The sequence below is a fragment of the Chitinophaga silvisoli genome (assembly GCF_003412465.1).
Lineage (GTDB): Bacteria > Bacteroidota > Bacteroidia > Chitinophagales > Chitinophagaceae > Chitinophaga > Chitinophaga silvisoli.
Genome location: NZ_QTJV01000002.1, coordinates 215,989 through 239,312, shown reverse-complemented (window position 1 = coordinate 239,312; position 23,324 = coordinate 215,989). Strand labels below are relative to the sequence as shown.

The 23,324-nt window shown below is 42.1% G+C and carries 24 protein-coding genes and 1 tRNA gene; 13 read left to right on the top strand and 12 right to left on the bottom strand.

What is annotated here, in order from left to right; all coding sequences use genetic code 11:
* Window positions 1-39 precede the first annotated feature (39 nt).
* Both DXN04_RS07080 and DXN04_RS07075 read left to right on the top strand, forming a co-directional pair.
* Window positions 40-900, top strand: coding sequence for an SDR family oxidoreductase (locus DXN04_RS07080; protein WP_116852633.1), 861 nt, complete (start codon window positions 40-42; stop codon window positions 898-900).
* A gap of 171 nt (window positions 901-1,071) precedes the next feature.
* Window positions 1,072-1,602, top strand: a complete 531-nt coding sequence (locus tag DXN04_RS07075) for a hypothetical protein (RefSeq protein ID WP_116852632.1) — start codon at window positions 1,072-1,074, stop codon at window positions 1,600-1,602.
* 48 nt (window positions 1,603-1,650) lie between these two features.
* On the opposite strand, the gene DXN04_RS07070 is transcribed toward DXN04_RS07075, so the two are convergent.
* Entirely contained in the window at window positions 1,651-2,031 is a 381-nt protein-coding gene (locus DXN04_RS07070; protein WP_116852631.1) for a DUF5071 domain-containing protein, read from the bottom strand.
* A 374-nt stretch (window positions 2,032-2,405) separates the two neighbouring features.
* On the opposite strand from DXN04_RS07070, the gene DXN04_RS07065 reads away from it, so the two are divergent.
* On the top strand, window positions 2,406-2,741 hold the full coding sequence (locus DXN04_RS07065; RefSeq protein ID WP_116852630.1) for an EthD domain-containing protein: 336 nt from the start codon (window positions 2,406-2,408) through the stop codon (window positions 2,739-2,741).
* A 96-nt stretch (window positions 2,742-2,837) separates the two neighbouring features.
* Complete coding sequence (locus tag DXN04_RS07060) at window positions 2,838-3,779, top strand: helix-turn-helix domain-containing protein (RefSeq protein ID WP_116852629.1); 942 nt, start codon at window positions 2,838-2,840, stop codon at window positions 3,777-3,779.
* 7 nt (window positions 3,780-3,786) lie between these two features.
* On the opposite strand, the gene DXN04_RS07055 is transcribed toward DXN04_RS07060, so the two are convergent.
* The 4 genes from DXN04_RS07055 to DXN04_RS07040 all read right to left on the bottom strand — a co-directional run bounded on the left by DXN04_RS07055 (window position 3,787) and on the right by DXN04_RS07040 (window position 6,009).
* Window positions 3,787-4,698, bottom strand: coding sequence for a helix-turn-helix domain-containing protein (locus tag DXN04_RS07055; RefSeq protein WP_116852628.1), 912 nt, complete (start codon window positions 4,696-4,698; stop codon window positions 3,787-3,789).
* A gap of 2 nt (window positions 4,699-4,700) precedes the next feature.
* On the bottom strand, window positions 4,701-5,045 hold the full coding sequence (locus DXN04_RS07050) for a hypothetical protein (protein ID WP_116852627.1): 345 nt from the start codon (window positions 5,043-5,045) through the stop codon (window positions 4,701-4,703).
* A 403-nt stretch (window positions 5,046-5,448) separates the two neighbouring features.
* Window positions 5,449-5,658 carry an SDR family NAD(P)-dependent oxidoreductase gene (locus tag DXN04_RS35180; protein WP_199415000.1) on the bottom strand — a complete coding sequence of 70 codons (210 nt, stop codon included), beginning with the start codon at window positions 5,656-5,658 and terminating at the stop codon, window positions 5,449-5,451.
* Window positions 5,659-5,760: 102 nt separating this feature from the next.
* Window positions 5,761-6,009, bottom strand: coding sequence for a serine hydrolase (locus DXN04_RS07040; protein ID WP_116852626.1), 249 nt, complete (start codon window positions 6,007-6,009; stop codon window positions 5,761-5,763).
* 325 nt (window positions 6,010-6,334) lie between these two features.
* On the opposite strand from DXN04_RS07040, the gene DXN04_RS07035 reads away from it, so the two are divergent.
* Entirely contained in the window at window positions 6,335-6,994 is a 660-nt protein-coding gene (locus DXN04_RS07035; RefSeq protein WP_116852625.1) for a hypothetical protein, read from the top strand.
* A 330-nt stretch (window positions 6,995-7,324) separates the two neighbouring features.
* Here the strand turns inward: DXN04_RS07035 and DXN04_RS07030 are convergent, their stop codons facing one another.
* From DXN04_RS07030 to DXN04_RS07020, 3 genes are all read right to left on the bottom strand, one after another.
* On the bottom strand, window positions 7,325-10,009 hold the full coding sequence (locus DXN04_RS07030; RefSeq protein WP_199414998.1) for an ABC transporter permease: 2,685 nt from the start codon (window positions 10,007-10,009) through the stop codon (window positions 7,325-7,327).
* Entirely contained in the window at window positions 10,006-10,344 is a 339-nt protein-coding gene (locus DXN04_RS07025) for a PadR family transcriptional regulator (protein WP_116852624.1), read from the bottom strand. The genes DXN04_RS07030 and DXN04_RS07025 overlap by 4 nt, the downstream gene beginning before the upstream one ends.
* A 531-nt stretch (window positions 10,345-10,875) precedes the next feature.
* On the bottom strand, window positions 10,876-12,252 hold the full coding sequence (locus tag DXN04_RS07020; protein WP_116852623.1) for a jacalin-like lectin: 1,377 nt from the start codon (window positions 12,250-12,252) through the stop codon (window positions 10,876-10,878).
* Window positions 12,253-12,760: 508 nt separating this feature from the next.
* Here DXN04_RS07020 and DXN04_RS07015 point away from each other — a divergent pair.
* The 6 genes from DXN04_RS07015 to DXN04_RS06990 all read left to right on the top strand — a co-directional run bounded on the left by DXN04_RS07015 (window position 12,761) and on the right by DXN04_RS06990 (window position 17,248).
* A complete protein-coding gene (locus DXN04_RS07015) occupies window positions 12,761-13,189 on the top strand; it encodes a reverse transcriptase domain-containing protein (protein ID WP_116852622.1) in 429 nt (142 codons plus the stop codon).
* A 506-nt stretch (window positions 13,190-13,695) separates the two neighbouring features.
* Entirely contained in the window at window positions 13,696-13,992 is a 297-nt protein-coding gene (locus DXN04_RS07010; protein ID WP_116852621.1) for a helix-turn-helix domain-containing protein, read from the top strand.
* Between the two features lie 5 nt (window positions 13,993-13,997).
* The gene (locus DXN04_RS07005; RefSeq protein WP_116852620.1) at window positions 13,998-15,245 is read left to right on the top strand and encodes a type II toxin-antitoxin system HipA family toxin; all 1,248 of its coding nucleotides are present in this window, start codon (window positions 13,998-14,000) and stop codon (window positions 15,243-15,245) included.
* A 196-nt stretch (window positions 15,246-15,441) separates the two neighbouring features.
* Window positions 15,442-15,708, top strand: coding sequence for a DUF3892 domain-containing protein (locus DXN04_RS07000; protein WP_116852619.1), 267 nt, complete (start codon window positions 15,442-15,444; stop codon window positions 15,706-15,708).
* A gap of 91 nt (window positions 15,709-15,799) precedes the next feature.
* Window positions 15,800-16,636 carry an SH3 domain-containing protein gene (locus tag DXN04_RS06995; RefSeq protein WP_147319863.1) on the top strand — a complete coding sequence of 279 codons (837 nt, stop codon included), beginning with the start codon at window positions 15,800-15,802 and terminating at the stop codon, window positions 16,634-16,636.
* Between the two features lie 42 nt (window positions 16,637-16,678).
* Entirely contained in the window at window positions 16,679-17,248 is a 570-nt protein-coding gene (locus DXN04_RS06990) for a GIY-YIG nuclease family protein (protein WP_116852617.1), read from the top strand.
* 552 nt (window positions 17,249-17,800) lie between these two features.
* Here the strand turns inward: DXN04_RS06990 and DXN04_RS06980 are convergent.
* The 3 genes from DXN04_RS06980 to DXN04_RS06970 all read right to left on the bottom strand — a co-directional run bounded on the left by DXN04_RS06980 (window position 17,801) and on the right by DXN04_RS06970 (window position 19,841).
* A tRNA-Ser gene (locus DXN04_RS06980) sits at window positions 17,801-17,887 on the bottom strand.
* A 92-nt stretch (window positions 17,888-17,979) separates the two neighbouring features.
* The gene (locus tag DXN04_RS06975; RefSeq protein ID WP_116852615.1) at window positions 17,980-19,014 is read right to left on the bottom strand and encodes an asparaginase; all 1,035 of its coding nucleotides are present in this window, start codon (window positions 19,012-19,014) and stop codon (window positions 17,980-17,982) included.
* Between the two features lie 56 nt (window positions 19,015-19,070).
* A complete protein-coding gene (locus tag DXN04_RS06970) occupies window positions 19,071-19,841 on the bottom strand; it encodes a TatD family hydrolase (protein WP_116853374.1) in 771 nt (256 codons plus the stop codon).
* A gap of 127 nt (window positions 19,842-19,968) precedes the next feature.
* On the opposite strand from DXN04_RS06970, the gene DXN04_RS06965 reads away from it, so the two are divergent.
* Window positions 19,969-20,862: a hypothetical protein gene (locus tag DXN04_RS06965; RefSeq protein ID WP_116852614.1), complete on the top strand. Its 894-nt coding sequence runs from the start codon at window positions 19,969-19,971 to the stop codon at window positions 20,860-20,862.
* A 182-nt stretch (window positions 20,863-21,044) separates the two neighbouring features.
* Here DXN04_RS06965 and DXN04_RS06960 read toward each other — a convergent pair whose 3' ends face one another.
* A complete protein-coding gene (locus tag DXN04_RS06960) occupies window positions 21,045-21,671 on the bottom strand; it encodes a polysaccharide deacetylase family protein (RefSeq protein ID WP_116852613.1) in 627 nt (208 codons plus the stop codon).
* Window positions 21,672-21,745: 74 nt separating this feature from the next.
* Here DXN04_RS06960 and gltX point away from each other — a divergent pair, with 74 nt between their 5' ends.
* Window positions 21,746-23,278: a glutamate--tRNA ligase gene (gltX, locus tag DXN04_RS06955; RefSeq protein WP_116852612.1), complete on the top strand. Its 1,533-nt coding sequence runs from the start codon at window positions 21,746-21,748 to the stop codon at window positions 23,276-23,278.
* Window positions 23,279-23,324 lie beyond the last annotated feature (46 nt).

Sequence of the window (23,324 nt, the reverse complement as noted above, 5' to 3'; positions counted from 1 at the left end):
ATTTTCAACATTTGCTAATTCATTTAAAAAATCCAAAGAATGAGCAAAAAGATTGTATTGATAACCGGAACAAATAGTGGTTTTGGCTGGCTTACCGCCCACAGCGTAGCCGCCTTAGGACATAAGGTATACGCCACCATGCGCGACACCAAGGGCCGTAATGCTGATAAAGCACAGGCCCTGGGCAAGGTAGAGAACGTGACTGTTTTAGACGTTACCCTGACCGACGATGATAGCGTGAAGCAGGCAGTTGACACCATTCTGGCAAAAGAAGGCACTATCGATGTGCTGGTGAACAATGCTGGTTACGGCATGACCGGCGTAGCAGAGAGCTTTACTACGGCCGATGTGCACACCACTTTTGATATCAACGTTTATGCGCCCTGGCGAACCATCAAACAGGTGCTGCCTGCTATGCGCAAACAGGCCGACGGACTGATCATTAACGTAAGCAGCGGCTTTGGGCGTGTGTCCTTCCCGTTTGCTACTATTTATGCGGCCTCCAAATTTGCGCTGGAAGGAATCAGCGAGGGCCTTCATTACGAGGTAAAGCGTTTAGGTATCGACGTGGCCGTGGTGGAACCGGGTGCTTTCCCTACAGAAATGCAACAAAAAAACAACCCCGCATCTGACCAGGGAGTATTTGAGGGATATGGTGCCATAGCCGATATACCCAAGAAAATGGTAGCCGCATTGGGTGCAGAAATGCAGGCTAAAAACCCAAATCCGCAGGACGTAGCCGATGCCATTGTAAAACTTATCGGCACGCCAAAAGGCATGCGGCCATTACGCACTGTGGTTGACCCCATTACCGGCCAGTATATAGAAGCTGCCAACCAGGCCATAACCGAACAATTTGCCAAAGGATTGACAGTGTTCGGGATGGGCGAGTTATTATAAATGGAAAGGATTTAATGTGAACGGCAGGGGCTTGGGCTACTGCCGTTTTTTGTTTATAGCTGTTGGAATATTGCGACCTACATTACCCCAAAGCATTACCTATGTCAATCCCGGTTTTTGAATTATTATTGCTGAACATTTTATCCGTCAAATACCTAAACTATCTACCTGATGATTACAGCCTACCACATGATAGCATCTGGTAATATCGACATCCCTATAGATATTACCCAGGATTTTTCCACAGGTATAAACATGCCGGAAATGGAACAAACAGCTAAATTTAAATACTTCAACGCCCATTCAAATGGTTTAAAATGGTATTCAGGTAAGCATGAATACATCATCTATGAGGAAGGCCGCCATATTCACGGCATTATGACCCCCGATTTCAAAAAAGTGGTAGTAATATATCCCTATGACCATCCTGTATTCAACTCCCCCGGCAATGCAGTTATTTATAATGAAGATAAAAGCATCTATATGATCCCTCCCCTTCCTTCACCCACCTCATCGAAAAATATAAAAAGCAACAATGCATTTGAAGGACTATATATTGGCGGCGTAGTTTGGGTAAGGGATAAAAATGGCGGGATGGGAATGGCTTTGAACCTTATCTACAACAGGGAATATGCGGAGAAAAGACTGTTTAATTACCTTACCGGTGAAATTGGGGATTGCATTGATACCTTCAGACTGTAAGCTCGTTCATTGAACGTCAGATCGGTGGGGACAGGGTGAAATATTAAATTAATCATACTCACCATTCATAATTTCAAGCGCTATGATGTTAACTTCTTCTGCAATTTCATCTTCTGTTGGGAATCTTACAATTCGTTCAATCTCCTGCAATAATACCGGGTGCTTAAAATCTCTTCCAAACGTGCATAATATCCAATATTTCCAGATACCATCATTCGTTTTCATAATATCTATAATTTCAGGAACCATCCGGTTAACAAAGGGATGCAGCACATCCGCAATATCACTGGCTATTGGCCAATTCACGTCCTGCAACCATTCCAATAATTCTGGTACAATAGGTTGAATTTCCTCAAAGGAGAGTTTTTTAAGGCGTTCAATTCCCCTGTCATCGCCTTTATGTGCAGGAATCAGGTCTTGAATATTCATTGGCGCTTATAATTAGAATATTGAACAAATCTACATTATTTATGAAGTATCGGGTAAAACGAAAATGCTCAGGAAGCAATACCTAAGTCGCCATAAGCTGACTACGCATAACTATACCCTATTAAAACAATGAGTATTACACCACCCTGCCCTGTCTAAGGAACAGGGTATGATCAGGAGGGGGATAATTATAAATCTGAGTGGGCAGCAGATCGTTTTTAAGAATTTCCATTTTCGGGCTAGATTTTAAATGTTTCGGGTTATTCACTTTGATGGCCATCATAGACCTTTGCCATAAGTAACAAATTTGGTTAAACTGCGCAGTTAACTTCATTCTAAAACAGTGGGGATATGCTCCTCCATTAAATAATATTATGGTTAAGTTAGCTATTTTATTAACACGTAGAAAGGGTATGACACACCAGGAGTTTTTAGATTACCGGAGAGATGTACATGCTCCGCTTCTTCTATCGATTCCTGAAACGAAACAATATGTCAGGAAGTTCGTTGTCTCTACGCCTGTCCCGGCATCAATTTACCCGGCACCTGTTTATGATGCCATGGTAGAGGCATGGTTCGATAACGTAGAAGATATGACCTCGTTCTTCCAGTCCGATAATTTTGTAAATATTGTAGATCCGGACCATGTGAATTTTCTGGATGTATCTGCAGCCGTAAGACTGGTGACAGAAGAGACGGTACTTATATAACCCATCCGGGTTAACTTGTTATGTGGGTATTATAATTGCAGGACAAGTTTCCTGATTATAATACCCGCATTGTTTTATTTTTGCGCAGGTCAGAATATGAAGAACTATTTACACATCAGGAGTCCGAAAGATGTCATTCATGTGCCGCCAGGCGAAAGCGCCGGCAAGATGAAAGGATTGTATTTCCCTTCAGATTTAAATTTGTATATAGGTGATTTTAATAAAAACGATCCACGGCAACTGGAAACGATCAACGAACCGGGTAGCCAGACATTCTGCATTTTTGCCGCTATTGTTTCCAATAAGATGACCATTAAAAGTAAGGGTGAATGGGCAGCCATAAATCACCACGGTCCCAATACATTGTTGTTTTGTTCCTCCGGGTCATCTGTGGAAATCGCATTCCCTGGAAATGAGCCTTTCAGGACCATTGCACTCACTTTTACCCTTGATACGGTGCGGGCTATTATAGATCAGCCTGATGTATTGAAAGGAATAAATACCGGTTTGCCTTTTTTATATCTGGATGAAACAGTACCGGAGGCCGAGGGATATATCCGCAAACTGGCAGCGGCTTTCGAGGAGAATGGACCTTCCAGGTTTGAAACGTATATTTCGCTCCTGAATTTGCTGAGGGTAACACTATACCGCACTTTTGTTATCAAAGAACGCTATAATTCATCCGGTCTATTGAAGGAGGATGTCGAAAAGTTGTTTGCTATCAGGAGAATCTTGATGGAGAATAGTCATCTCACCATAAAAATTGCTACACTTTCAAAAGAGGTCGGTATGGGCCAGAGCAAAATGGTGAAATTATTTAAGCAGGTCTTTAACCGTACCATCTACCAGTTTGCACAAAAGGCAAAAATCATCAAGGCCAAAGATCTGTTAAATTCAAAAAAATACAGTGTGTCAGAAGTGGGTTATATGGTGGGCTATAACAACATGACGCACTTTGCAAAAGCATTTAGAAAGTATTATAAGGTCAATCCCGGAGAGTATCTTAAGAACGTGCTGGCCAATAAAATAAATACCTGAGATAGTATTATTGGAAAGAAGTTCTGAATTCCATAGGACTTTGCCTGGTCTTGGTTTTAAAGAATTTGCTGAATGATTGAGAATGTTCAAATCCTAATTCATAAGCAATTTCGCTGACGGTCAGATCCGTGGTAGTTAGCTTTTCTTTAGCTTTTTCAATGAGCTTTTCATGAATATGTTGTTGTGTAGTGAGGCCGGTTAGTTGTTTGAGCAAAGTTCCCAGGTATTTAGTCGAAATGTTAAGTGTGCGCGCTATATACTGAACCGTAGGCAACCCTTTAGATAGCCGCTCGTCATCGTTAAAATAATCGGTCAAAACATCTTCCAGGCGGCTAATAATTTTGCTGTTGGTGATCTTTCGTGTCAGGAACTGCCTTTCGTAAAACCGTTGAGCATACGTAAATAATACTCCTAGTTGAGCAATAATCACATCCTGGCTAAACTTGTCAATATTAGAGTTGTATTCCTGCCTGATATTTTCAATAATACCATTGATGGTGAGTTCCTCTTTTTCAGAAAGGAATAAGGCCTCATTGGTTGAATAATCAAAGTATTCAAATTGCCTGATCTGTTTGGCAAGCGGGGTGTTCCACAGGAAATCGGGATGGATAAACAACATCCAGCCTTCCAGTTGTTGGGGTACGCCTCCGTCTTCTCCTCTTATGACTTGTCCGGGAGACATAAATGCCATTAATCCCTCGTCGAAATCATACTTCTGTTGGCCATAGACCAGCTTATCACAGCCTCTTTTCAACGAAACTACATACAGATCAAATACCACAGCCTCGATATCTGAATTGTTGTTTCTTAAGCCCTTCAGGTCAATCAGGCCGATCAGTGGATGTTGCGGTTTGGGTAACCCGAGCAATCTATGTATTTCTGTGATAGATTGGATCCTGTATGGTTTATTGTTTGCCATGGTTAAAATTTAAATGGGTACTTTAACCAGATGAGTACCAAAGGTAAGGTGAGAAATGGTATTTCTATCAATGCCATTTTGATATTTCCTGCCCGCAGGGAAAATGCTATAATTAGTAAGATTATTATGGCATTTAGAAGATTGCTGATGAAAAACGTTTGCGGGAAAAACAGCAATATGCCTAAAATGATGGATAATATCCCGAGATACAGCACAACGGATGCGTTGATGCCTAAATCCGCCATCATCTTTGCCTGAGCTGGTTGAGCAGGTTGGAAAGCGTCCCAGCCATGTTTAATAGACAGGAAAGCAGAAATTAACAGGAGAGTGATGCTAATGATTTTCATAAATGTTAGTTTGTACCATACATAGTGGAAGCCCCCATGTTGGTTGCTTGAGAAATAAGGAATCCGGGCGCTATCCTGATCAGGATTCGGATCATTTTGGATAAACCGGGGAGTATTTCGTCTTTCCCTTTTTGAATGCCTTTAATAGCATCATCTATTAGTTTGACAGCCATCAACACCTTGGCATTAACCCCATCTTCCTGCGCAAAGATATCATTAAGTGGTGTAGCAGCCCCAGGTGCAACTGTTCAATCACTTTAATATTCGTCTTCTTTAACTGCACTCTTAATGACTGGGTGTAGGCGCGAAGTCCGGACTTACTGCTGCTGCAGGTTTATCTTCCGCATTTCCCCCGGCATTGTTAATGATGATATTGAGATGTGGGAATTCCCGGGTGACCACTTCATATAAAATTAACGATCTCACCGGGTTTACTTACATCACTTTGTATGGTATGTACGGCAGGCAGCCGCTGTTTTGTGACCTTTAGTTTTTCTGCATTCCTGCCTGTAATGATAACAGTATTCCCCAGGGCGGGCAGCCTGGATGCGAATTCATAACCAAACCCGCTGGTTCCACCTGTAATGAGAATAGTATTATTTTGTAAGTTCATGAAGGCTGTTTTTTTGATACAGTAAAGGTCTACAGTAATCCCAAAGCAGCTGTATGCAAAAGTCAAAATGTTGTAGCCAAAAGGGAAGATCAGGTAAAATGTTTATTCAAAATGTACTCTCCTACCTGGGTTTTGGAATAAATAAAAACAAATTTGTACAATGGCAAGGCCAACAAATGCTTTGGTGATTGAATTGATTGTAAAAACAGTCTTGTCACTTACTGGCACTGAATCCTGCAGGTTTGCCAGTCCGTAATTGCCTGTTTTGATGATTTTCCCATGTTTCAAGATGGCCAGTTGTAAGCCGGGAATTTTGCGTTGTTGCATTTGGGTTTGGATGAAAGTATCCATGCTGTCGGCTTGTGCAAAAATGTGGTGGTGTAATTATAAGCCTTTTTGAGCCCCCAAAAAACTGCTTATTAACAAAGTTGTATAATTCAAATAGCTGATTTTCAAATGAATATTATTGTATTTAATATTTTAATTGAATGTTTTTGTTATTTCGATCCTTCTCTTCTTTTTGGATTTTGCAACCAATGGTGATAAACTAAAAAATGGCTTTTTTTTGAGCCTTATAGTAGAAGTTATTACATTTGTTTTAGCCTCAACATCAAAATCTCAACCAAAAGGAAGTCGTCCATGTGATTTCAATTCAATACATACAACAAACAAATAGATGAAAAACAAACCAAAACCAGTGCCTTTTACATTCGGGGTACTAGTATCCCTTCTTTCCTTATTCTCTTTTCTGACCTGCTCTGCACAATCCTACACCCTTAGGATAAAAAAGGGGGATTACTGGCTGGGAGGAGGCCTGGGGATACAGGGTTCTGTAGCTCCTATGGGGCAGTATATTGGCACGTCTGCGAGTCTTTCTGCCAAGGGAGGATATTTTGTAGCAGATAAGTTGTCTGTCGGGATAACCGTGACCGGGGGATATAGTATTGTGGACAAGAAAGACAAAGGTGTCTATAACAGGGGGATCAGTTTCCTGATGGGGCCTCTTGTCAATTATCACATCCCTATTTCCAGGAACTTCTTCCTGGAGCCGATTATCTGTACTACCTGGGGACCTGTAAGTGTCAAGAGCATGGTGAGTGCCAGTCCTGAGCAGTATGTAAAGGTGAAAGGTCATGCATTTTGTGAGATTGGCGGTATAGGGCCTTTCTTTGAAGTCATTCCGCAGAAAGCGGAGTTCGGCGTACAGCTGCTGGTAGCGGTGTTACAGCAGAGTACGACCATCTATGGGTCAAATGGGGAGGCTGTTCCAGGGTCAAAGGTGTGGGACAATAAGACAGGGCCTGCAATGAATGTGGAGTTCAGATTGCATTTTTAATGTAATGATCATTTTAGGGATTTGGCTCCCGATTTTATGGGTGGCAGCTTTTTAAATTGCTGCCCTCCTTTTTTTGCTTTTCACCGTCCTTTTATAACCCGTCCTGATCTGCGCATTTTTAGGTCGTGGATAAAAAGCACTATTAGGAATTCTGAACCGGCCATGGGTTATCGCCCGTTGGATTTACTTTTGAGACGGCACCGTTTTTTAGTTATCTGCAATCTTTGACAGATAGTTTAGTTTCACGACAAAACCGCTGTTCTGTCAGATTCGAATAAATAATAATTTCTTAAGTTTTTTTAACCTTCCTCCAGGTATTCAACTTAATTCCTATTCACTACGTAAGCTTTTTATAGGATTTGTCAGCGCTGCTTTGATACTCTGAAAACTCACCGTCAGTAAAGCAATCCCGATCGCCAGTAATCCTGCCACCGCAAAAAACCACCAGTCAATCGTAACCTTATAGGCAAATTCCTTCAGCCACTGATTCATACTCCACCAGGCTACAGGAGATGCTAGTGCCAACGCTATCACAATGGGTTTGAGAAAATCCCGTGAAAGCAATGCCACGACACTGCCGACAGATGCGCCTAATACTTTCCGAACGCCTATTTCTTTTGTCCGCTGTTCGGCCGCGAAGGTCGCCAATCCAAATAAACCTAAGCAGGCAATAAAGATAGTCAGGCCGGAAAAGAGCGTTAATACCTGTTCTATTTTTTGTTCCCCGACATAAACTTGCTTGAACCGATCATCTAAAAACGAATAGGAAAAAGGCGCTGCGGGAGAAAATGATTCCCACTGCTGTTTCAGCGATGCGAGGAATTGCGGAAGCTGGCCGGTACGCGTTTTGACCAGAATGTTGCCTGAATTTCCACCAAGGAACATAACTAAAGGCCCAATTTTCTGCCGCAGGGATTCGAAATGGAAGTCGCTAACAACTCCTATGACCTGGTAATATGTTTTTACGCCATTATCATCAATGTGACCAATCAGTTCTTTGCCGATCGGATTCTGCTGCCAGCCTAAGGCCCGTACAGCCGTTTCATTCAGAATAACAGCCGAGGAATCGGTAGAGGAATTTTTAGAAAAATTTCTTCCCTGCATCACATGCATTCCTAGTGTAGGAATATATTCATCATCTACTTTATAAAATCGACTCATTACAGCTTTATCGGGATTTTCTCTGGACATTACAGGTGTGTTATCAAGGGCCGAATTTCCAATGGGTACCTGCCCTGAAATACTTGCTGTAATTACCAGCGGAGACTGGACGATCTTATCCCGAAATAGGATTTCGTTTTTGTGAAGCATTTGCGTATCATGAATGATCAGCACATGTTCCCGATTGAAACCGATTTTCTGCGCTTGCATGTAACGTAGTTGCCGATCTGCGGTAACTGTAGCAATAATCATCGAAATGGTGATGAAAAATTGAAACGCTACCAAACCACTTCGCAGGTTAAAGCTCCCGCGTCCGGCAGTAATTCGTCCTTTCAATACCGCGACAGGCTCGAACGAAGAAAGGTAAAAAGCCGGATAGCTACCAGCCAGCAGGCCTACCAACACGGTCCCCACCAGTAATCCAGTGGCTACGAATGCATTGGTCAGTAAACTCAACGTAAGTGTCTTGCCTGTCAACTGATTAAAGAAAGGCAGGGAAATGGCCACAATCAACAATCCTACTATTAGTGCAGCAATTGCCAGCAGAACCGATTCAATCAAAAATTGGTGCTGTAATTGCCTTTTTACTGACCCCAATACTTTGCGTACTCCTATCTCACGTGAACGCCGCACTGCCGTGGCTGTTGACAGGTTCATGAAGTTCACGCAGGCAATCAGCAACATAAAAGCCGCAATGGCCATAAGTACGTATACATATAGAATATTTCCACCCGGGGTTAACTCTGTTCCGCCGAATGTGGAATATAAATGTATTTTAGTGAGTGGCTGAAGAAAAATCCCAAAGTCATTACCCTTCTCACGAAACTGTTTTGGGCTAAGATGTAGAAATTCCTGTAATTCACCTCCAATTTGCCTTTCAGCGAGCCGCGTAACTTTAGCCTCCAACTGTTTATAATTGAATTTCTCAGGCAGCACCACGTAGGTGTAATAGTTTATGCTATACATCCATCCTATATGTTGCTCGTCATCATCAGGTGAGGAAACCAGCATATCAAACCGAAAATGGGCATTTGTAGGCACATTTCTGACCACACCTGTAATTCGATGAGGTATTTTTTCACGGCTGAATAATAACACCTTTCCAACCGGATCCTGATTGCCAAAGTATTTCTGTGCAGTTTCTTCTGTCAATACTACCGTGTTTGGCTCTGTCAGTGCCCGCTTGGGATCTCCTTTCAGAAATGGAATGGTAAATACCTCACAAAAGTTTGAGTCGGCATATAACAGATTATCTTCTTTAAATGAACTGGTCCCGTTGCTGACAAACTCACCTCCCTTCAGAATGCGCGTTGCTTTTAATATTTCCGGAATTTCCTGTTGTAAGTCGCGGGCAGCATTCGGGCCTAACATAGGACCACCCACATCCTCACCGTTTAGCTTCGCCATAAGCCCGACACGGAAAATCCGATCTGCCTTCTCATTATAGCGATCATAGGATAATTCATCCTGAATATAAAGCATGATCAGTATGCAGGTAGCCAATCCGATAGCTAAACCAATTACATTAATGCTGGTCGCAACTTTTTGTCGTTTCAAACTCCGAAATGCGATTTTGAGGTAATTCTGGATCATCGTGGATTTTAAACTTAAAGTGGGCCGGTAATCCGGTTGTTGATAATATTGTTTATCCGTGTTTCTTCTGCGTACAAATGGAGGGATCACCGACACTACATTCAGGAGATAACGTAGTGTGGCCTGCGTTTTACCTGAACGCTTATACCAGTACGTATATAACTCATCCAGATCACCAGTTACTTCTTCCAGCGTATTGTCAGGATGTAGTCTGCTGAGTAGCCATCGTGCCCAGCGGGGCGGTTGAACAGGGGATTTCATACGTTACCAGGTTGAAGCATGTCAGGCGGTAATAACAACCATAGATTTTTGCGTAGTTGTTGGATTTCCTGAAGCGCCTGATTTCCCAGGGCAGTGATCCGGAATATCCGTTTACGTCGTCCTCCGCGTTCGGCCGTGGCCCCACCCAGTTCAGATGTCACAAACCCTTTCTCTTCCAAACGGATCAGCGTATTATGCACCGTACCAAATGTGACGATACGTCCTGTATGCTCTGCCAGGGCCTCACTTATCGTCACACCATACCCTTCTCCGTTCAGGATGGCGACCATCAGTAAAATCATTTCTTCAAATTCACCCAAATATGTTCTACGCATATGTCTAGGTATTAGTTTCTATTTTATCGAACAAAGGGGGTGCCAACTCAACAAACAGCCTGTTTCTCAATAAAAACGACCTGTTTATGTGTAGTGAAAAGCTTGTAACTGTCCGCAAATGGGCGTTTTCTTGTCCGGTGCCGGACAATGTAAGGTGAGATATCTTACAGTCAAAATCAGCTGGGACATGACCGACAAATTCCATTTTACCTCCCGAATGCAAAAAGCCTTCAGATTCAACATCTGAAGGCTTCAAACTTTTGCTAACCCGTCCTTTTTATTTAACGGAATGAGGGGCAGAACTTTCGAACCAGTTTATGGAAGATGTATCTAAATTCAATTCTTTATTTTGATTTCAAGGTTGAAATCAGGTAAAGACTAAATAACTATTAAAGGCTTTGGCCGAAAAGTTTAAACTTCGGTGTGTGTCGTGAAAACGCTTACTCGCTATATGAACATAAGCGACCTAAAGGCAGATAATAGCCAACAGCAGCCTCAAAAGTCTGATTCAAAATATGAGTCAGATTGCTGTTATTTCAATGTATACATCACACCCAGTTTATCTACTTCATCGCCAGCGTTACCAAAGAAACCAGTAATTTTATAACCTGCTGGTGCGGAATAAGTAACAATATCTGAATTCTTTGTACCTGCCTCCAGCGTACGGCCTGTGCTGGTGGTAAGCTTCAGGTAGAAGATACGGGTAGTATTGTTATACTTGCCTTCACAAAGCATAATAGAACTAAGGGTTTCACCACTTTGCAAAGTCAATGTTTGCGCAGTTCCACCTGTACCGCCATGTGTCAGTGTTGTGCCGTCAGCATAAGTAGCACCCACCGCATCAATACGGTTGCCACCTCTGATAGTGAAAGACACCGCATTACTGCTTTCAGTGAGAGTAGCCATATCGTTAAATGGCGTGCCATGTGGACCACCAAACAAATCGCTCATATGGAAAGAGCTGTTCAGCTGGTAAGTGAAGTTGCAGGTAAGCGGCAGGTGATCGCTCAACTGCTTGCCATCTGCATTCACAAAAGTGCTTACTACATTGTAGTCAGCCGCAGTTAATTGAACAAACTTGCTGCCGCGGTAATAGATTTTATCAACTATTTCGCAGGTATTGGTAACATTCGGGAAATCACATACAATAGGATCTGCACCCAAAGCAGGAATATTGCCACCGCGGATCAGTTCAACCCAGGCATCTTTGGTCCCATTGGCAGTAAGCAACAAACGCAGGTTATTATCGCGTGTATAACGACCATTGGTATCCCCCATCACAATTACCGCGTTTCCTGCAGAATTAGCAGCAATGTAATTGCTTAGCTGTAACAGGTTATCGGCACGGGCATCAATGGAAGCAGCATCAGATTCTGCATTGGTATGCAGGTTATATACATCAATATATACACCTTCTGCTACGCGGTAACGGCAATAAGTAAATCCTTTAGGTGTCAATGCATTTTCATTAATGCGTTTATTCCATGTAACGCGGGTAAAATCTGTCATTGGAAAATAGGACAGTGAGTTTAAGCCATCTCCGATGCCAGCCCCACCACTGGTTGCAGAACGGTAAGGATGAACATTGCCTTTGTCGTACAGATAAGCATGATAATTAAAGTCTTCCTGCACATGTACAATATCATAGGCATTAATCAATCTGCCAATCAATGAGGTACTGGAATCTCTTGGAGTAGAAGCACTCGACAATATCTGGGGCAGGCCGGCAATATTGTATGTAAGAACATTAAAGGTGCCTCCGGTAGCGGTAGTGGTAGCAGTGGCTTTGCGGGCATCATTACCGGCTGCCAGGGTAGGCTCCGTTTGTATTGATTGTTTGCTACAACTGGCGGTAACTACAGACACAGCAAGAACAAGCAACTGAAAAAAAACATTAGGTCTTTTCATGGTTTTTTTTATTTAATAATTGCATAGAATACCTGTACGCTCAATGTGATAAAACTGAGCATTGGTAATACTTAAAAAAATTAAACATTTACTCTACACCAAAAAATCACAAGTAAAAAGCCGGCGTTCTTAACTTACATCCGATAATAATTCGTTTCAATTAGGGGAATGCCCTAGTGCTTAACAATTAGTTAATGAACGGTATTATTTCGATTGCGTTGTGGCAAAGCCCGTTAGGTGGGGAAGATAAATTACTCCAGATGTCGGTAACCCGAGTCCTGACAACAGTCTACGAGGAAATATTCTATCCGTGTTAGTTTGGTTTTAGACCGGGGAAATCTCAACATCAGGCATTGGAGGAATTATCCAGAGAAGTGAGCGTAAACCGGATGCGCTATATAATAGACGCTGACATGCAAAACTACTTTGGCGGTATCAATTATCAATGTTTGCGGGAGTTCCTTGACCTGAAGATAAAAGATAGCGTGATAAGGAAAATGATCGACAAGTGGTTAAGTTCAAAGCGCAAACCCAGCCACTATTGAGAGGAAGCAGCTTTATCATCCGCTATGCGGATGACTTTCTGTTGGGCTTTACAAACAGGGAAGATGCTTTACGGGTGATGGAAGTCCTGCCAAAGCGATTAGGGAAATTTGGCTTGACCTTACACCCTGGAAAGACCAGACAAATTGATCTGGAAGAAGAAAAGAAGGGCGGAAATCATCCAATTAAAACGTTTGACTTCCTGGGATTTATCCATTACATGAGTAAAATTCGAAAAGGAAAACCAATCCTGAAGCGCAAAACAAGCAATAAGAAACTGAACCAGGCTTTGAAACGCTTAAGCGACTGGATCAAGTGCTATCGGCATAAGTTACCGATAAGGGAACTTATCGAAGAGCTGAACCAAAAGCTGCGTGGCCATTATGCTTACTAGTCTGAACAGGGAATAAGATTGCAAAGCTGACTACAGAGTGGATGCCACTTATACGACCAAAGATCTATCACAGTTATCAATTAGCGAAACCGTAAATAGAGCAACCGTGTGCAGGAAATCTGCTCGCACGGGTCTGTGGGGAAGCGGGGGTGGTAATGAACCGCTCTACCCGTAACCGGTTTTTGGACGATTTGTCTAAAATTCATGTTTTTATTAGTGAAATTTCTTATTAAACAATTATAGAAGATTGTACTGTACTCATATATTCTCCTATCACTAAAACTCAGAAACTAGATCGTCTTCTGCTTCGATTGACCAGAATTAATGCTATCAATGGGGCCTTATGTCTTACTTTAACATATATATTAATGATGAATATTTTCGCCAAATTATAAGCTTTTGCGGGTTATAACACTCAGTGTTGTCCTCTTGTTGAATTAAATAATAAACCGAAGCTCGGAATATTATCACCAATATTTGTATTTTTGGTGAAAATATGCATCAAAATGAGGTCAAAAAAGCATATTCTTTTCCCTAAGCAACAGGTTCTACTTGAAGAGTTTGGTAATAGGATAGCGCTTGCAAGGAAACGTCGGAGGTTAACTGCTACTCAAGTTGCAGAGCGTGCAGCTATTGATAGGGGGACACTAAGAGCGATAGAGCAAGGCAGCCCCTCTGTTTCCATTGGCGCGTTTATCAATGTATTAAAAGTGCTAGGTCTTCAGAATGAAATAACAAAATTGCTTGAAGAGGATCCTGTTGGAAGAAAATTACAGGATTTGAGATTAATGAATAAGAACTAATTGAAATGGCCAAAACTGACATTTGGGTATATGCACATTGGAAAGGCATGGCTCAACCTAAGCTCATTGGTTCGCTTTCCGCAGATTTAAGTAAAATGGGGCAACAATTCAGTTTTAAATACCATAAGGACTGGCTTGAGTCTGCAGAGCAGTTGTTGCTGGATCCTGAAATAGGATGGTATACAGGCACACAATATCCAATCGAAAAGGAGAACTTTGGTGTGTTTGTAGATTCTATGCCAGACACCTGGGGTAGAAGATTAATGCAGAGAAAAGCAGCACAATCAGCAAGAGAAAAAAATGAGCACCGACCACGTTTAACCGATTTGGACTATCTCCTCCAGGTTAGTGACTTTACAAGAATGGGAGCATTGCGCTTCAAACTTCATCCTGATGGTCCTTTTTTGAACAACAATAATGAAAAGCCCATTCCCCCATGGGCACATATTCGTGAGCTGCAGAAAAGTGCAGAAAAATTTGAGGCAGATGAAGAAGTTAGTAATGAATGGCTTGAATTATTAATTGCTCCTGGTTCTTCATTAGGTGGTGCAAGGCCCAAAGCCAATATCATTGATGAAAAAGGGCAACTCTGGATAGCTAAATTCCCGGCAAAGAATGATACAATTGATAAAGCAGCCTGGGAATATCTTACATACCGTCTAGCTGTGAAAGCTGGTATAAAAATGTCAGATTGCAAAGTAGAACATGTTTATGGACCATTTAAGACATTCCTAACAAAACGATTTGATCGGGAAGGTGCTGATCGCATTCATTTTACTTCGGCAATGACAATGTTGGGATATACAGAACAGCTACTTCGCGACAAAACTCCCAGTTACCTTGAAATTGCAGAGTTTATTCAATATCAGGGAGCCGCTCCGGTAGAGGATCTTCATCAACTTTGGCGCAGAATTGTTTTCAATATGAGTGTATCTAATACGGATGATCATCTGCGCAATCATGGTTTCATTTTGACTGAAGCAGGGTGGCGGCTATCGCCGGCTTATGACTTAAATCCATCAATCGATAAAAATGGTCTTGCATTGAATGTCGATTTGGATGATAACGCATTGAACTATAAACTTGCTTTTCAAGTCGGGGATTATTTTCAATTAGGGCAAACTGAAATGACCAGAATTTTAACAGAGGTAACCAACGTTGTTAATGATTGGGAACAGGATGCAAAGGAAATTGGAATACCCCGAGCGCAGATACAACAGATGGTGCAAGCGTTTATTACCGAATTAATTTAAGCTTATAATTAATAAAATCTTCATATTCGATCTTTAAATACAAGTCTTACCTACCTATAAGATAGAGCATATATTCAGCCAATCGCCATGATGGTATACCTTAAATACCGGAAAAACCCCCTCTTTCAAACTAATAGTAACCCCATAACTTCGTGTCAGAAAACGCTCGAATTTTTTAAATCGAAAATTTAATTTTATGGCCGATGCTCTGGTTACTTGTATTAACAAAAATCCCCGGGACAATACCCATGAAGGAATTACTCATTTAGGTGGTTATAAATGGAAATGGACAAGAAGCGAAGTAATTAAGTCTATTGAAGAAGGAACTAATACCTTTTATACCTTTGTAAAAGGTAAAAGGGCTGATATTGGTGTTGTAAAAGGTACATATGGGAAGTATTTGAGAACATATGCGGATGGCCAATGGAACGATAATTTATTAGCTTTGCCGGAATGCTCTTAAGAGCATAATACCCCAATTATATTGTATCTACAAAAAGTGCCATTAGCAGCACCTCTTGGTTGCTAATTCTAAAAGCAAAAAACATTATATAATGTTCCGTCACTTCACAATGCGTATCTATCTTATAAGCATTATTGCATTCATATTAATGTCATGTAATACCAATTATTCCCCCAATTTATCTGTTACCCAAAAGTCAAATCAGTCTAAATTATACACGCTAACTGAAAATGGAATTATTCTGAGAGCTGGTCCTGGAGAACAATATGAAAAGATAATAAATGAAAAGGCTAGTCAGATAATAAAGGATACAGAATATGCAGAAGTAGATAAGAGCGTATTAGTAAATGTTGAAGAAGTGAATCAACAATGGTCAAAAATAAGAGTAGTTCGACCTGATTGGTTGACAGATTCTCATGTAGGCTGGGTGCAAACTAAATACCTTATAGATCCAGAAAATGTGCCGAAGCCGGCAACAATACCAAGGAAGCTAAATATTTTTAATAATATCAATGTCATGCGCCAAAAACTATCAGGAAACGATATTGGAAATCTTCATGACTGGATAAATGATGATTTGGGTTATATGAGTGCAACTGATTATTACAGGTTTGGAAACTCCAATATTCAAAATGGAATGTATAATGATCTAGCCTATTATTTAGAAAGTGAGAATGAGAATTATGTAGAGACCCTAAGTTTGGTTCTAAACATTTTTAATGATGCAGAAGAAAAGCTAGCAATGGAAAAGTTTAATCAAATAGCGGAGAAAACATTCTTTTCACTAGGAATTAAGGCTCCACCAGGTCTTCGGATGGCTATTTTAAATAAGAAGGAATTTTCAAACAAAGGTAATATGTTTAATACAGAACTGATACTTAAAAAAAGTAAAATTGATACGTGGGAATTAACAATCTCCGCTAAGTGATGTTAAAGATATCGATATAATTATTGAATAAATGTTTAACTAATGAGCACAGTTACCAACACATTCCCTTGGATAGATCAATTGAATGAAATAGATCTGGCTTTGTCTAATGAAGCCGGCAGGCTAGGCCAATTAGCCGATAAACTTATTTTTGAGTATATAACGGAGTTTGAACTCAATAATGATGTACCTCCTATTCCTCGTGCAGTAACACGTAAGCAGGGAGTTTATTTATTTGAGATACAAAATAATAATCTTTCCCTTGATAAAGATAGTTGGGCTGCTGCATTTGAGGAATTATGGAAGAATACTGATGTAATTTGGGTGCCTGGCATGAAAAAATCGCGTATTCATGCACATAGTCATTTTAATGAATGGATACCCTTATATATAGGAAAATCCAGAGATATTGGTGGCAGAATTACAGAACATATTCATCAAGTGAAAGACCGTAGGACATTTTCAATGAAGTTAAAAGCGAGAACTAATTTGCACGGAAATGTATTGAGAGTAAGTTGGATCCCGCTAGATGTTGTAAACTATGATATGATAGCACCTGCAATTGAAAGCATGTTAAGGGATCGAATTAATCCTATTTTAGGAAGACAATAAGAAACGCCATGTGATGATGGGCTCATTTCCACCAATTGTTGATAAAAATAGCAAAATTCTTATTCCGGGCACTATGTCTTGTAAAAGATCATTACAATTACAGCAATACTATGAACATAAAGGGAACCAGTTTTGGAAGTTGATTTTTGCGATAATTGGCAAACCTTTTTGTAACGACTACGATGGGAAAAGAAAATTATTATTAGATAATGGTATTGCTTTATAGGACATTTTTCAGCATTGTGAACGTTTCGGTAGTGCGGATAGCGCAATTAAGAATGAATGTTCAAATAATTTTAATGCCTTCTATCAGGAGTACCCAGATACACAGCAGGTTTTCTTTACCAGCGGCAAAGCGCGAGAGCTATATCTGAAGCATGTAATCAGACATGAGACTTTAGTGTACCACCGATTACCATTACCTGGCAGTGCTAATACATGGAAGACATTTGATGAAAAATTTGGCTGAATGGAAGGATTTATTGACTTATTTATAATTATGCCAATCAAAAAAGCCTCCAAATCTTTCGACTTGAAGGCTTTTAAAGCTTGCGGAGAAGAAGGGATTCGAACCCTTGAAACCCTTTCGAGTTTACACACTTTCCAGGCGTGCCAGTTCAACCACTCCTGCACTTCTCCTTGGTTGAAGGTTGAATTTTATTTCGGATGGCAAAGGTAGCCATTTCAACCACATTTCCAAAATATTCTCAAAAGAATAAACCTGATCTTCGTCACCACTCATGATTTATCGGTGTCAGCTCCCCTCTCAACGATGTCTCTATCATCTCCCTGGTAGCCGCCGCATCCAGGTTCTGCCCCAACACAAACATCAATTTCGTAATCGCCGCCTCAAATGTCATATCATGCCCACTTATCACCCCTATCTGCGCCAGCAGCGAGCTCGTCTCATACTTACCCAACTCTACCGATCCCCCATCACACTGCGTGATATCCACTATCACCACCCCCTTATCGATCGCCTTCTTCAAACAATCTATAAACCATGGCTGCGTATTCGTATTCCCACTCCCAAACGTCTCCATAATCACCCCTTTCAGCCCCTGTACCCCCAATATCGCTTCCACCGCCTTCCTCGTAATCCCCGGAAACATCTTCAGCACCGTCACATTATCATCCATATGCTTATGCACCTTCAATGGTGCCGTAGGCAATGGCAATACCGCCTGCGTCTTATACTTGATATCAATCCCTGCCTCCGCCAGCGGCACATAGTTCATAGAATAAAACGCCTCAAATTTCTCCGCATTATACTTCTTGGAACGATTCCCCCTGAACAAAGAAAAGTCAAAATAAATACATACCTCCGGTACCACCACATGACCATTATGACGGGTAGAAGCTATCTCCATCGCCGTAATAATGTTCTCCTTAGCATCCGTCCTGATCTTACCTATCGGCAACTGCGATCCTGTCAAAATCACCGGCTTCGCCAGGTTCTCCAACATAAAACTCAACGCCGATGCCGTAAATGACATAGTATCCGACCCATGCAGGATCACAAAACCATCATACCGGTCATACCTGTCCTCAATAATAGAAGCCAGTTCTACCCATATTTCCGGCTGCATATCAGACGAATCAATAGGTGGATTGAATGCATACACGTAAAAGTCTATGCCCATGCGGTATAGTTCGGGCAAGTTGTTCCTGATCTCGTTAAAGCCAATCGGCCGCAAAGCCTTTGTCTTTTCATCGTAGATCATACCCACTGTTCCGCCCGTGTAAATAATCAGGATTTTACTCATTGCAAGCTGCTGTATCTGCTGTATCTAAAATGCCTGCAAATTTACCGCGTAATCAGTTAGTTAGTTTTGAATAATTTCAAGGCATTGCTTGTCGTTATTGCAGCCACATCTTCAATTTTTAGATTTTTTATATCTGCAATTTTTTCCCCGATCAATGGAATATACGAGCTCTCATTCCTCTTCCCCCTATATGGAACAGGTGCCAGGTAAGGCGCATCTGTCTCTAATACAATGTGTTCTAAGTCTATCTGCGCAAGCGTTACATCCAATCCAGACTTCTTAAAAGTCACTACTCCACCAATACCCAGGTAAAAGCCTAGATCGATGATCTCCTTCGCCTCCTCTACCGTACCCCCAAAACAATGAAACACACCACTCAACCTGCCATCCTGTAATGCACGCACCTCATCTATACACTCCCTCGTGCTCTCCCGGCTATGAATCGCCACCGGAATCCCATATTGCCGCGCCAGGTCCAATTGCCGCCTGAATGCCTTGTACTGCTGCGCTGTAAACGTCTTGTCCCAGTAAAAATCCAGCCCAATCTCCCCAATCGCCTTAAAAGACCGCTGCTCCAGCCAGCTTTCCACCACGCCCAATTCCACATCCACATTATCATTCACATAACAGGGATGTACCCCCATCATAGGTATACACACCCCCGGAAACTGCCGCTCCAATGCCAGCATCCCATCAATCGACTGACTGTCAATATTGGGCAATATTAACTGATATACGCCCGCCTGTATAGCACGCTCAATAGTCGCCGTCCTGTCATCCGAAAAATCTTCCCCATACAAATGGGCATGTGTATCAATCCATTGCATTTTATCAGAAATATTAATTTTTTCTAAGAGATTACTAAAAATATTATATTTGTATTTATTAAATATATCAGCGATCTCCCGTACAAAAGTACGGCCGCAAAACCTCATTAAAAATTATACTTATCCTATGAGAAGCTATTTTTGCTTTAACCGTATCCTTGCAGGTGTTGTGTGCCTTTTATTGACAGCCACTTTATTTTATGCTTGTTCCAAAAGCACTACCGATGTAAAAACAAGTAATACAAACGATAACCTGACTATTTCCGCCGCCGGCGATCAGGCTGTTGTATACGGCTATTTCGATGATCTCTTCGCAGTTGCGCTCGAAGTATGCCAGGATGCCGGTTATAACCAGACTGGCCGTAAAGCCGCAAATAATGAAATAGCTTCCAAACTGGGCTCCTGCTATAGCTACTCTGTTGATAACGTACAAAATGACAGCTGGCCTAAAACTATATTAGTAAGCTTCGGTGCTGGTACTAACAACTGTGCTGATTCCGATGGCCGTGTACGCGCAGGCAACATCCAGATTACCATGTCCGGCTACTTCTATTACACTGGTTCCGTAATCACCATCAAACCACTCACTTACACCGTAAATGGCAAGAGCGTAACCGGTACACAGACCATCACCAATACCAGCAATAACAGCACTTATAAATACCTCTCCGTTATCTCCGGCGGCTCTGTAACCCTGGATACTACAATCGTAGGCTTCGGTGGTACGGGTACTTATACCCAAATTTCCGGTACTGCAACCCTGGGTAATGTAAGTGATGATATCTTTACGTATGTAGGTACTGACTCCCTGGTGTATACAACAGGTAAAGCTGCTTATATCACCGTGTCAGATTCTTCCGCACTGGAAAGAAAACTGAATTGCGCTTATATCGGCAAGGGTAAAGCTGCTGTTTCATTCAACTCGCTGACTGCTGTGCTGGATTATGGTAACGGGGTATGTGACGACTCTTTAACAGTATCAGTAGGCGATAAAGTGAAGACTATCAAACTGCCTTTGTAATAAAATTTGATTATGGTAACGGGGTATGTGATGACTCTTTAACAGTATCAGTAGGTGATCAAGTAAAGACTATCAAACTGCCTTTGTAATAAAATTAAATCTGACTGCCCAGGTTTCTGATTGCCCGAAAGCGCGAATGCCACTAGGGGAGCAAGGAACCTGGTTTTTTTATTTTAGCCCTATTATACCGGTATCGCCTCCATCCCCAGCCCCTTCTTCTTAAAATACTCCATCACCCTCGGCAATGAATACTCCAGCCTGTCCCAGGCCTTCGTACTGTCATGAAACACTATGATCGACCCCGGCTTTGACTTAAACACCACATTCTGCACACACGCCTCTCCATTAATCTCCGTATCAAAATCCGCACTCAATACATCCCACATCACAATCTGCGCCCCCGGCACCAGCCGCTTAATCTGCTTAATCTGGAATGGCGTAATCCGCCCATAAGGTGGCCTGAACAAGGTAGAATTAATATACTTCCTCGCCTCCATCACATTCTCCACATACTTATCCGTCCCAGTTTTCCACCCATTCAGGTGATTATGCGTATGATTCCCCGTCGTATGCCCCTCCTCCAATATCCGCTGATAAATCTCCGGATGCTCCACCACATTCTTGCCAATACAAAAGAAAGTGCCCTTTGCATTATACTTCTTCAATAAATCCAGGATAAAAGGTGTAGCTGTAGGATGCGGACCATCATCAAAAGTCAGGTACACCGATGGCTTTGCCGGAGAAAGACTCCAGGTACAGCTACTATAAATGGCTTTCAGGATAGCCGGTGTCTTGGTCAGATAAAACATGGATGGGTTCGGATTTAATTTTAAAGGTAGCATAAATTGAACCGTAATTCGTAATTCCATTTTACCTTTGCGGCATGCAACAACAGAAAGTTCGGGTACGATTTGCGCCCAGTCCTACCGGCGGATTACACCTGGGTGGTGTACGCACGGTCTTATTCAATTACTTATTTGCAAAACAGCACAATGGTGATTTTGTGCTCCGTATTGAGGATACCGACCAGACACGTTATGTTCCCGGTGCAGAGGAATATATCATGGAATGCCTGAAATGGTGCGGCCTGAATGCAGATGAAAGCCCGCTCGTAGGTGGCCCTTATGCCCCTTACCGCCAGAGCGAACGTAAACCTATCTACCGTGAGTATGCAGAACAACTGGTAAAAGCAGGCTATGCTTACTATGCCTTTGATACGCCTGAAGAACTGGAAGAGATGCGCACCCGTCTCAAAACTGAAGAAAATCCGTCGCCACAATATAATCATGCCGCCCGCGCACAGATGAAGAACTCCATTTCTTTGTCCGAAGCCGAAACGGCAGCACTGCTGAAGAATGGCACCCGCCACGTCATCCGTATAAAAATGCCGGATAACGAAGAAGTAAGCTTTACCGACCTGATTCGTGGTCATGTACAGTTCAATACCAGCACTGTCGATGATAAGGTACTGCTCAAAGCCGATGGTATGCCTACCTATCACCTCGCCGTGGTAGTAGATGACTATCTCATGAAGATCACCCACGCTTTCCGTGGTGAAGAATGGCTGCCTTCTGCCCCCGTACACCTCCTGCTCTGGAAATACCTGGGCTGGGAAGCAGACATGCCGCAATGGGCGCACCTGCCACTGATCCTGAAACCTGATGGCAATGGTAAATTGTCTAAGCGCGATGGCGACAGACTCGGTTTCCCGGTTTATGCCATGAACTGGACCGATCCTAAAACCGGCGACCTCACCAAAGGCTTCCGTGAAAACGGTTTCCTGCCTGAAGCTTTTGTCAACATGCTGGCCATGCTGGGTTGGAATGACGGTTCCGGCCAGGAAATCTTCTCTATGGATGAACTGATTGCCCGCTTCTCCCTCGATCGCGTAAGCAAGTCAGGTGCTAAATTCGATTATGAAAAAGCAAAATGGTTCAACCACCAATACCTGCTGAATGCGGATAATAACAAACTGGCTACCTTGTTCGAACCTGTGCTGAAAGAAAAAGGTATCACTGCTGCGCCTGAATACGTAGCCACCATCGCTGGTTTGGTAAAAGACCGTTGCGATTTCGTAAATGATATCTGGAACCACGGTTTCTTCTTCTTCCAGGCTCCTGAAACATGGGATGTAACTGCGGTGAAACCCAAGTGGAATGCTGATAAAACACAGTTCTTTATGGACTGGGCTTCCGTACTGGAAACATTGTCCGATTTCTCACTGGCATCTGTAGAAGAAAGCTTCAAAACACTCGCTACTTCTATGAACATTAAAGTAGGTGAACTGCAATTGCCCTTCCGCATTATGCTGACAGGTGGTAAATTCGGTCCTCCTGTCTTCAATATCGCTGAGACATTGGGTAAACATGAAACGATTCAAAGAATCATGAATGGCCTGAAAGCCATCAACGCATAAAGTAGTCAATAAAAAAAACGCTTCTGCCAACCAGCAGAAGCGTTTT